Here is a 9309-nt window from a genome sequence, read left to right on the forward strand (position 1 = left end):
GTTAATGGATTTGGGTGCCCTCGACCAGCTCGATTCAAAGGGAGCTGAGTGTATTATTTGTACAGAAGATAGAGGAAAGGGTGTTATTGAAAGCGCAATCAATCAATTATTGCTTTCCGACAGGGTGAAGGTCATTTCCTATAACGGCATTAACAACGCAGGTTCTGCAGTCGCAATAAAAGCGATGTGTGATTTACTTCCTCAGTCACCAAAAATTGTTATTCATCGTGACCGCGATTTTTTAACTGAAGCGGAAGTTCTGAAGTGGGGAGCCGATTACATTAGCAGAGATATGACGATATTTTCTCCGCCTTTATGCGATGTCGAAACGTATCATTGTTCGATTGAGCAAGTTGCTAAAGTTTATGAAATTTCAAAGCAAAAAGCAGAAGAGCTTGTTGAGAAAGCATTTTCCGAGACGCTGGAAGAGTTGAAAACCAAGTTTCGTGAGAAACGACGAGAGGCAATTCAAAAATTTTGGCGCGACGGAGGTGGGCCTACTACGCAAGAATTGTGGGGCGACGATCAAACGCTGAATTGGAATAATATTTATGGCAAGGGGTTTATCAAAACTTTGAACAAATTGCTTCCTGAGTCTTTGGGGGTACAGAGGAAAAATTTGCAGGTTAGCGCGAGTGCAGATTTTAGAGATCTCATCAGAGATAAGTTGTCTAGCCTCGGAATAACTTTTGAATTGCAGGGAATATGATGGAATTGTTCGTTGATAACTCGCATTTCATCAGATGCCTCTAAAATAAATAACGCTGGCTCAGTTTTCTGAGCCAGCGCAGTTTGCGTCCTACCCCCCGTACCCCAACACGCTCTTGATCTCCAAGAAATCATGCATCGCCCAATCGGCATATTCGCGCCCATTGCCGCTCTGCTTATACCCGCCGAACGACGAGCAAAAATCCGAATCCGGGTAGTTCAGATAAACCGACCCCGCCCGCATTTCCGCCGCCACATGGCGCACCTTGTCCATATCCTTGCCCTGCACATAGGCCGCCAGACCATACACCGTGTCATTGGCGATCTCGATGGCCTGCTCTAGCCCCTCATAGGGAATGATCGAGAGCACCGGCCCGAAAATCTCCTCCTTCTCGATGGTCATGCCCGGCTTCACATTGGCGAACACCGTCGGCTTCACGAAATAGCCCCGCTCCAGCCCGTCCGGCTTGCCCAGCCCGCCGCAGGCGAGCGTCGCCCCGTCATCGATTCCGGCCTGGATCAGCCTTTGCACCTTGTCCCACTGCATCTGGCTCACCAGCGGCCCCAGCACCGTGCCCTCGGCAAAGGCCGGGCCGGGGGTCTGCTTGTTCGCCTCATCCACCGCGATCCGCACCGCCTCGTCATGCAGGTGGGCTGGCACCAGCATGCGGGTCGCCGCGTCGCAGCTCTGCCCGGTATTGATGAAGCAGGCGCCGATGCCCTGGCGCACCGCGCTGTCCAGATCCACATCCTCCAGCAGGATATTGGCGGACTTGCCCCCCAGCTCCTGGCAGACGCGCTTCACCGTCGCCGCGGCTTCCCGCGCCACGATGGTCCCCGCCCGGGTCGAGCCGGTAAAGCTCATCATGTCCACATCCGGATGCGCCGCCAGCACCTGGCCCACCTCCGGCCCGGTGCCGTTCACCAGATTGAACACGCCGGCCGGCACCCCGGCCTCATGCATCACCTCGGCGAAGATCAGCGCATTCACCGGGGCAATCTCGGAGGGCTTCAGCACCATGGTGCAGCCCGTCGCCAAGGCCGGCGCCACCTTGCAGACAATCTGGTTCAGCGGCCAGTTCCAGGGCGTGATCAACCCGCACACCCCGATCGGCTCCTTCACCACCAGCGTGCTGCCGCGCTTTTCGGTGAAGGCGAAGCTCTTGAAGCGCTCGATGGTGGCCATGAAATGCTGCTGCCCCACCCAGGCCTGCGCCTCCCTGGCAAAGCCGATCGGCGCCCCCATCTCCCGCGCACAAGCCTGCGCGATATCCTCGAAGCGCTTATTATAGACCGCGAGGCAGCTCTCCAGCAGCTCCAGCCGCTCCTTCACGGTGCTATGCGAGAAGCCCTTGAAGGCCCTCTTCGCCGCCGCCACCGCCTTGTTCACATCCGCCTCGGCGCCGCCGGAAATCTCGGTGAACACCTCTTCCGTGGAGGGGTCGATCACCGCAATCCGCTTGGCCGCCACCGGGTCAACCCAGGCGCCGTCGATATAGAATTTCAGAAATTCGGGCATGGCTTCCTCTTTGAACACTGCAAAGAGCATAGCGCCGCCGCGCCCGCCTGGCTTGACCCTGAAATACAACCCTGAAATATAGCCGGCGCGATTATATCTAACGCGATGTTAAAATTCATGTTCCACGTGGAACATTTCGGGAACAGATTACGCCTCGGGGCTTTCCTTGCGCAGCGCATCCAGCGGCAGAAGCTGCCCGTCGCGCTCGAAATGCCAGAAGGTCCAGCCATTGCAGGAGGGCGCGTTCTGCACCGCCGCGCCGACCTGATGGATCGAGCCGCGATGCCCCCCGCTCACCAGCCCGCCCTCGGCCGTCACCTCCGCCTCCACCCGGCGCTGCTTGTCCATCACCTTGGTCCCGGTGCGGATGATGCCGCGCTCCACGAAGCTGCCAAAGGCGATTCGCGGCGCCGCGCGGCCGGAGGGCGGGGCCACCACCGCCATGCGCGAGGCCGGGGCCTCCGCCGCCAGCCGCCCCCAGGCCGCCTCCACATAGGCCGGATGCCGCTCAATGCCGATGAAATGCCGGTGCAGCCGCTTGGCCACCGCCGCCGTGGTGCCGGTGCCCAGGAACGGGTCGACAATCACATCCCCCGGGCTGGTCGAGGCCATGATGACGCGGTGCAGCAGCGCCTCGGGCTTCTGGGTCGGGTGCAGCTTCAGCCCGTGATTATTCTTCAGCCGCTCATTCCCGGTGCAGAGCGGCAGCGTCCAGTCCGAGCGCATCTGCAGATCGTCGTTCAGCGCCTTCATCGACTGGTAATTGAACTTATACCGGCTCTGCTGGCTGCGCGCCGCCCAGATCATGGTTTCATGGGCGTTGGTGAAGCGCCGGCCGCGGAAATTCGGCATCGGGTTGGTCTTGCGCCAGATCACGTCGTTGAGGATCCAGAACCCCAGATCCTGCATCATCGCCCCGATGCGGAAGATATTATGATAGGAGCCGATCACCCAGATCGTCCCGTCCTTGTTCAGCACACGGTGGCATTCGGAGAGCCAGTCCCGGGTGAAGGCGTCATAGGCGGCGAAATCGGTAAATTTATCCCAATCGTCATCCACCCCGTCCACCAGACTGTCATCCGGACGGCGCAATTCGCCGCGCAGCTGCAAGTTATAAGGCGGATCGGCGAAGACGCAGTTGATCGACGCATCCGGCAGCATGCGCAACATCGTCCCGGCATCACCGAGCAAGATCTGATCCAGCGGCAATTCGCGCAGCATTTCCACAGGCAAGGCGGACCCCAAAACTAATCGACTCGTGAATAAGTGGCGGGCCGGTCGTAACCGCGTCAACCGTCTGGTCTGTGCGATTTTGGCACAAAAGCCGCACATGCACTATAACGCCTCTTCGTTCTTGACAGTCCGGGGGGGTAAGGATAGCAACCGCCCAACCTTCCGGCGGATATCCGCGAGGAGCAGGTGCATGAGCGACGGCCCGGAGAAACCAGGGTTCGAGGACAGGCTGGCGGCGGCGGAAGACGCGGCCCAGGGTCCCAAGCGCAAGGCGCCAGGGCAGAGCGATGCCGGCTCGGCGCAACGCGCCATCGAGCTGGCGATGCGGCTGGGGGTTGAGATGGTGGCCGCGATGGTCATCGCCGTGGTGATCGGGTGGGGGCTGGACAGGCTCTTGCACACCAAGCCATGGCTGATGATCCTCATGGTCCCGGTGGGTCTGGCGGCCGGCATGCGCAATCTTTTGCGGGCCGATCGCGGGCGGTAAGTCGCGCCGGTATCAATCGGGGCGAAAACAGTTTAAACGCCGCGCGAGCGGCGGGTCGGTTAAGTGCCGCGCCAGCGGCACGTTGGGATAAACCTCCGCGCAAGCGGCAAAAGTACGGCTTCAGGCAGGGTAGAACACATGGCGGGACCATCGATCGACGCGCTGGGACAATTCGACCTGACCACCGGTCTGGGGGCCATCGGGCGCGCGGTCAATTTCACCAACTCCAACGAGGCGATGTTGGCGGCCGCCATCATCATCGTCGGCATGTTCGCCATCGGGCTGAAGGCCAAGGCGCTGGTGCCCGGCCGCATCCAGGCGCTGGTCGAGGTGCTGTATGAGTTCGTGCATCATATGTGCGTGGACACGATCGGCGAGGAAGGCCGCAAATTCTTCCCGCTGGTCTTCACCATTTTCAGCTTCATCCTGCTCGGCAATTTGATCGGGCTGTTCCCCTATTTCTTCGCCTTCACCTCGCATATCGCGGTGACGCTGGCGCTGGCCTTGTTCGTGTTCGTGTTCTCGACCGCGGTGGGCTTCTATATTCACGGCTTCGGCTTCCTGAAATTCTTCGTCCCCGCCGGGGTGCCGGGCTGGCTGCTGCCGCTGCTGGTGCCGATCGAGATCATCTCCTATCTCTCCCGCCCGGTGTCGCTGTCTGTGCGTCTGTTCGCGAACATGACCGCCGGGCATGTGATGTGGGAAGTCTTCGCCGGCTTCATGCTGCTGCTCACCGCCGGGTTCGGCGTGTTCGGCGCCATCGCCTCTGTCGTGCCGCTGGGCCTCAATGTCGCCCTGGCCGCTTTGGAGCTGCTGGTGGCCGGGCTGCAGGCCTATGTTTTCGCCATCCTGACCTGCCTGTATCTGCACGACGCCGTGCATATGCATTAAGGCCGGTCCGGTTCCTCCCGTTTCGCCTATAAGTTTCTGCTAAAAAGGAAAAAATTACATGGATCCTCAGTCTGCCGCTCTGCTCGCCAAGGACGTTGGCGCGGGTCTCGCCACCATCGGTGTCGCCGGTGCCGGCGTTGGTATCGGTAACCTGTTCGGCTCGTTCGTCTCCTCCGTCGGCCGCAACCCGGCCGCCCGCGATGCGATGTTCCGCGACGTTCTGCTCGGCTTCGCGCTGACGGAAGCGGTGGCGCTGTACGCGCTGGTCATCGCGCTGGTCATTCTGTTCACCTAAGATGCGCCGGATCAGCACCGCTCTGCTGCTGGCCCTTGCCCCCTCCGCCGCGCTGGCCGAGGGCAAGATGCCGCAGATGGATTTCTCCAACCCGCTCACCCTTGATCAGGTGGGCTGGATGGCGGTCATCTTGGTGGTGCTTTACCTCCTGCTTTCGCGCTGGGGCCTGCCGCAGATGGGCAAGGTTCTGGAAAACCGCGCCGCCATCATCGCCCGCGACCTGGCGGCGGCCCGTGCCGCCAAGCAGGATGCAGACCGGGCGGTGGCGCTGTTGACCGCCACGCTGGCGTCCGCCCGGGCCAATGCCCAGGCCGAGGTGGCGAAGGCGGTCGCGGATGCGAAGGCGCAGGCTGCCAGCAAGGCAGCGGCGCTGAACGCGGAGCTGGAGGCCAAGCTCGCCGAGTCCGAAGCCCGGATCGAGGCGGCGCGTGCCTCTGCCATGGCGGCGATCAAGCCGGTGGCGGCGCAAGCGGCATCCGAGATCCTGCTCAAACTCACCGGCGCCGTGCCGGAACAGAGCGAGCTGTCGCAGCGTGTCGAAGACGCGCTGGCGGCCCGCAAGGCGGCCTAAGCCATGCAGTATGACGCTCTCAACGCCCATTTCTGGGCGCACGGAACCTTCTGGGTCTTCATTGCCATCGTCATCTTCGCGGTCATTGCCGGCCGCAAGGTGCTGCAGGGCATTGGCGGCCTGCTGGACGCCCGCACCAAGGCGGTGCAGGCGGCGCTGGACGAAGCCGCGCAGCTGAAGGCCGAGGCCGAGGCGATGCTGGCGGAGGCCAAGCAGAAGCAGGCCCAGGCCCAGGAAGATGCCCGCCACATCCTGGCCACGGCGCATGCCGAGGCGCAGCGTCTGGCGGCCGAGCTGGCGGCCGAGGCGCAGGCCACGGCGCAGCGGCGCGAGAAGATGGCGCTGGAACGCATCCAGGCCGCCGAATCCGCCGCGGTGAAGGAGGTTCGCGCCGCCGCGATCGACATCGCCACCGCCGCCTCCACCGCCTTGCTGCGCGATAGCGTCAGCAACGACAGTGATGCGGCGCTGATCGACCATGCGATCACCGCGCTGCCGAAGGCGCTGCGCGGCTAGAGCCTGCCGCTCTTCGGTGGCCACGCCGAGGAGACCGAGACCAACCAAACGGGGCGTTTCCGCAAGGAACGCCCCGTTTTGTTTACCCGGCGGTCTTCCTCAGCAGATACACATCCATGATCCAGCCATGCGCCGCCCTGGCCGCCGCCCGGGTGGCGATGATCTCCGGCCCGATCCGTGCCAGCGCGCCCTGGCGGATGATCTGCTCTGGCATGCCCAGATAGGCGCCCCACCAGATCCAAATTCCCGCCGGGTCCAGGCTCTGAAAGGCGCAGCCGCCATCGAGCATCACCACCAGCGTATCCACCCCGGGCGGCCAGCCATGGTCACGCAATTGCCGCCCGGTGGTGACGAGAAAGGGCGCGCCGATCTCGTTGAGCACCATGGCGTGCGCGGCGGTGAGCGCCTGGATCGAGGTGATGCCGGGGATCACCTCCACCGGCAGCGCCAGCCGCCCGGCGATGCGCAGGGTGGAATCATAGAGCGAGGGATCACCCCAGACCAGCAGCGCCGCCCGCCCACCTTGCGGCAAGGCGCGCTCCAGCACCTGCCGCCAGCGCCGGGCGATCTCGTCATGCCAGTCCTCGACGCGGGCGCGGTAATCCGGCGTCGCCTCGTCGCGCACCGGCAGGTCGAACTCCACCAGCCGGGTGGCTTGGTTGGTGATCACCTCGTCACAGATCCGCCGGCGCAGCGCCGCCAGATCCGCCTTCTGCGCCCCCTTGCGCGGGATCATCACGATGTCGGCCGCGTTCAGCGCCTTGATCGCCTGCAAGGTGAGATGATCCGGGTTGCCGGTGCCGATGCCGATCAAAACAAGGCTGTGCATCAGCTCTCCAGCCGGGAGATCAGGTGGAAGAAGCTGCCGCTGACATGGCCCCGGCGGGAGCCGGTTTCGGGCACCGGCGCGCCCTCAGCATCGCGCACCTGCGCCAGCGGCGCGTCGGGCTGGGCGAGGATGGAGGCGTAGTGGAATTCATGCCCGGCGAGATCCGCGCCCGCTTCCTGCCCCGGCATCGGGGCCAGCAGCCGGGCGCGGCGATAGCCGAGATGCATCTTGCGTTTGGCGAAGCTGGTGGCAAGGCCGAGCAGCCCGGCCATGGCGTGGCGCTGGCCTTGCGCATCCTCCAGCGTTTCGCCCAGCACCATATAGCCGCCGCATTCGCCATGCACCGGCCGGGTCTGCGCGAAATCCCGCAAGCCGGCCAGGAACCGCCCGGCCGCCGCCAGGGGCCCGGCATGCAGCTCGGGATAGCCGCCGGGCAGCCAGCAGATGTCGGCGCTTTCATCCGGGGCTTCGTCGGCCAGCGGCGAGAAGGGCAGAATCTCCGCCCCCGCCGCCCGCCAGCCCTCCAGCAGATGCGGGTAGAGAAAGGAAAACGCCGCATCCCGCGCCAGGGCGATGCGCTGGCCAGGCGGGCGGGGCAGGGGGGCGCTGGCCGGCAAAGCCTGCCCGGCGGCGGCCTCCAGCAACCCGTCCAGATCACAATACTGGCCGACCAGATCGGCGGCTTTGTCCAGCAGCGCCGCCAGCTTCGGCAGCTCCTGCGCCTGCACCAGCCCGAGATGGCGCTCCGGCACCTTTACATCCTCCTGGCGCGGCAGTGCCCCGAACACGCGCAACCCGGCTTGCGCCATGCCGGCGCGCAGCAGTTTTTCATGGCGCGGGCTGGCGACACGGTTGAGCACCACGCCCGCCACCGGCAAACCCGGCCGGAAGCGCGCCAGCCCGGAGGCGATGGCGGCCGCCGTCTGCGCCTGGCCGCGCACATCCAGCACCAGCAGCACCGGCCAGCCGGTCAGCGCGGCGATCTCGGCGGAGGCGCCATGGCCGCTGGCGCCGCGACTCGCCACCCCGTCGAACAGCCCCATCGAGCCCTCAGCCAGCGCCAGCTCGGCCCCCTCCGCGCGCCCCACCAGCGCGCCGATCTCCCCCGCCCCCATCGCCCAGCTATCCAGGTTGAAGCAGGGCCGGCCGGTGGCGGCGGCGAGAAAGGCGGGGTCGATATAATCCGGGCCGGATTTGTAGGGCTGCACGGTGACACCCCGGCGGGTGAAGGCGCGGGCGAGGCCCAGGCTCAGCGTGGTCTTGCCCGCGCCGGAGGCAGCGGCGGCGATCAGCAGCCCCTTCATTCGGGGAATCTCGGCGCGGGGCCGGTGGGGCGGTAGCGGCGGTCATAATCCGGGGCGTAGAGGCGCGAGCGCTCAAACCCCTCCGCCCCCAGCACCCGCCCGACCAGGATCAGCGCCGTGCGGTCAATCTCTGGCTCCATCCTGGCCTCGATATCCGCCAGCGTGCCGCGCAGCACGCGCTGATCCGGCCAGGAGGCGCGCCAGATCACCGCCACCGGGCAATCCGCCCCGTAAAACGGGGTGAGTTCGGCGACCACATCCGCCAGGCGATGGATGGAGAGATGCAGCGCCAAGGTCGCCCCGGTGGCGGCGAAGGCGGCCAGACGCTCGCCATCCGGCATCGGCGAGGCGCGGCCGCCCAGGCGGGTGAGCACCAGGGATTGCGCGATGCCCGGCAGCGTCAGCTCCGCCCCCAGGCTGGCGGCGGCGGCGGCGAAAGCGGGCACGCCGGGGGTGACATCATAGGCGATGCCAAGCGCCCGCAGCCTTTGCAGCTGCTCACCCATGGCCGACCAGACCGAGAGATCCCCCGAATGCAGCCGCGCCACATCCAGCCCCCTGGCGGCGGCGTCCTGGATCTCGGCGATGATCTCGTCCAGCGAGAGCCTTGCGGTGTTCACGATCCGCGCCCCGGGCGGGCAATGCGCCAGCACCCCTTCGGGCACCAGCGAGCCGGCATAGAGGCAGACCGGCGAGGCGGCGATCAGATCCCGCCCGCGCAATGTCAGCAGATCCGCGGCCCCCGGCCCGGCGCCGATGAAATGCACGATCATGGGTCGTTCCTTTCCGCAATCGCCACCATTGCCAGCCTGTCGGGCGAGGCGACACGCGGGCCGAGCAGCCTCGCCCCCGGCCCGGCGGCGTGCAGCGCGCAGGCTTCCGCCAGGCTGCCCACACCGTAGCGCGCCAGCGCCCGGGCGGAGCGGCTCAGTGTTTCGATGCCGGCCAGCGCCGCC

12 protein-coding genes are annotated in these 9309 nt (G+C 64.9%); 6 read left to right on the forward strand and 6 right to left on the reverse strand.

Translation table 11 applies throughout. The features are described 5' to 3' along the window. Positions 1-709 (forward strand): hypothetical protein (locus tag MXAZACID_RS18900; RefSeq protein WP_168118455.1); only part of this gene is annotated, 709 nt, incomplete at its 5' end. 90 nt (positions 710-799) lie between these two features. On the opposite strand, the gene MXAZACID_RS16215 is transcribed toward MXAZACID_RS18900, so the two are convergent. Together MXAZACID_RS16215 and MXAZACID_RS16220 are read right to left on the reverse strand one after the other, a co-directional pair. Then, on the reverse strand, positions 800-2227 hold the full coding sequence (locus MXAZACID_RS16215) for an aldehyde dehydrogenase family protein (RefSeq protein WP_008495598.1): 1428 nt from the start codon (positions 2225-2227) through the stop codon (positions 800-802). Positions 2228-2374: 147 nt separating this feature from the next. After that, complete coding sequence (locus tag MXAZACID_RS16220) at positions 2375-3448, reverse strand: DNA methyltransferase (protein WP_039885589.1); 1074 nt, start codon at positions 3446-3448, stop codon at positions 2375-2377. Between the two features lie 202 nt (positions 3449-3650). Here MXAZACID_RS16220 and MXAZACID_RS16225 point away from each other — a divergent pair, with 202 nt between their 5' ends. The 5 genes from MXAZACID_RS16225 to MXAZACID_RS16245 all read left to right on the forward strand — a co-directional run bounded on the left by MXAZACID_RS16225 (position 3651) and on the right by MXAZACID_RS16245 (position 6220). Then, a complete protein-coding gene (locus MXAZACID_RS16225) occupies positions 3651-3947 on the forward strand; it encodes an AtpZ/AtpI family protein (protein WP_008495600.1) in 297 nt (98 codons plus the stop codon). 138 nt (positions 3948-4085) lie between these two features. Further along, positions 4086-4838: a F0F1 ATP synthase subunit A gene (locus tag MXAZACID_RS16230; protein ID WP_008495602.1), complete on the forward strand. Its 753-nt coding sequence runs from the start codon at positions 4086-4088 to the stop codon at positions 4836-4838. 58 nt (positions 4839-4896) lie between these two features. After that, positions 4897-5133: an ATP synthase subunit C family protein gene (locus MXAZACID_RS16235; protein WP_008495604.1), complete on the forward strand. Its 237-nt coding sequence runs from the start codon at positions 4897-4899 to the stop codon at positions 5131-5133. Position 5134: 1 nt separating this feature from the next. Further along, positions 5135-5704: an ATP synthase subunit b' gene (locus MXAZACID_RS16240; protein ID WP_008495605.1), complete on the forward strand. Its 570-nt coding sequence runs from the start codon at positions 5135-5137 to the stop codon at positions 5702-5704. A 3-nt stretch (positions 5705-5707) separates the two neighbouring features. Next, positions 5708-6220, forward strand: coding sequence for an ATP synthase subunit B (locus MXAZACID_RS16245; RefSeq protein WP_008495606.1), 513 nt, complete (start codon positions 5708-5710; stop codon positions 6218-6220). An 82-nt stretch (positions 6221-6302) separates the two neighbouring features. Here the strand turns inward: MXAZACID_RS16245 and cobF are convergent, their stop codons facing one another. The 4 genes from cobF to MXAZACID_RS19850 form a co-directional block, all read right to left on the reverse strand. After that, positions 6303-7049: a precorrin-6A synthase (deacetylating) gene (gene cobF / locus MXAZACID_RS16250; RefSeq protein ID WP_008495607.1), complete on the reverse strand. Its 747-nt coding sequence runs from the start codon at positions 7047-7049 to the stop codon at positions 6303-6305. Continuing rightward, positions 7049-8353 (reverse strand): cobyrinate a,c-diamide synthase, encoded by a 1305-nt coding sequence (locus tag MXAZACID_RS16255; RefSeq protein ID WP_008495608.1) that lies wholly within the window; start codon positions 8351-8353, stop codon positions 7049-7051. The genes cobF and MXAZACID_RS16255 overlap by 1 nt, the downstream gene beginning before the upstream one ends. Then, positions 8350-9126: a precorrin-4 C(11)-methyltransferase gene (gene cobM / locus MXAZACID_RS16260; protein ID WP_008495609.1), complete on the reverse strand. Its 777-nt coding sequence runs from the start codon at positions 9124-9126 to the stop codon at positions 8350-8352. The genes MXAZACID_RS16255 and cobM overlap by 4 nt, the downstream gene beginning before the upstream one ends. Next, the coding region (locus MXAZACID_RS19850; RefSeq protein ID WP_008495610.1) for a cobalamin biosynthesis protein at positions 9123-9309 on the reverse strand (187 nt) is incomplete at its 5' end. The genes MXAZACID_RS19850 and cobM, both read right to left, overlap by 4 nt.

It is taken from the genome of Acidocella sp. MX-AZ02 (assembly GCF_000306035.1).
Classification (GTDB): Bacteria; Pseudomonadota; Alphaproteobacteria; order Acetobacterales; family Acetobacteraceae; genus Acidocella; species Acidocella facilis.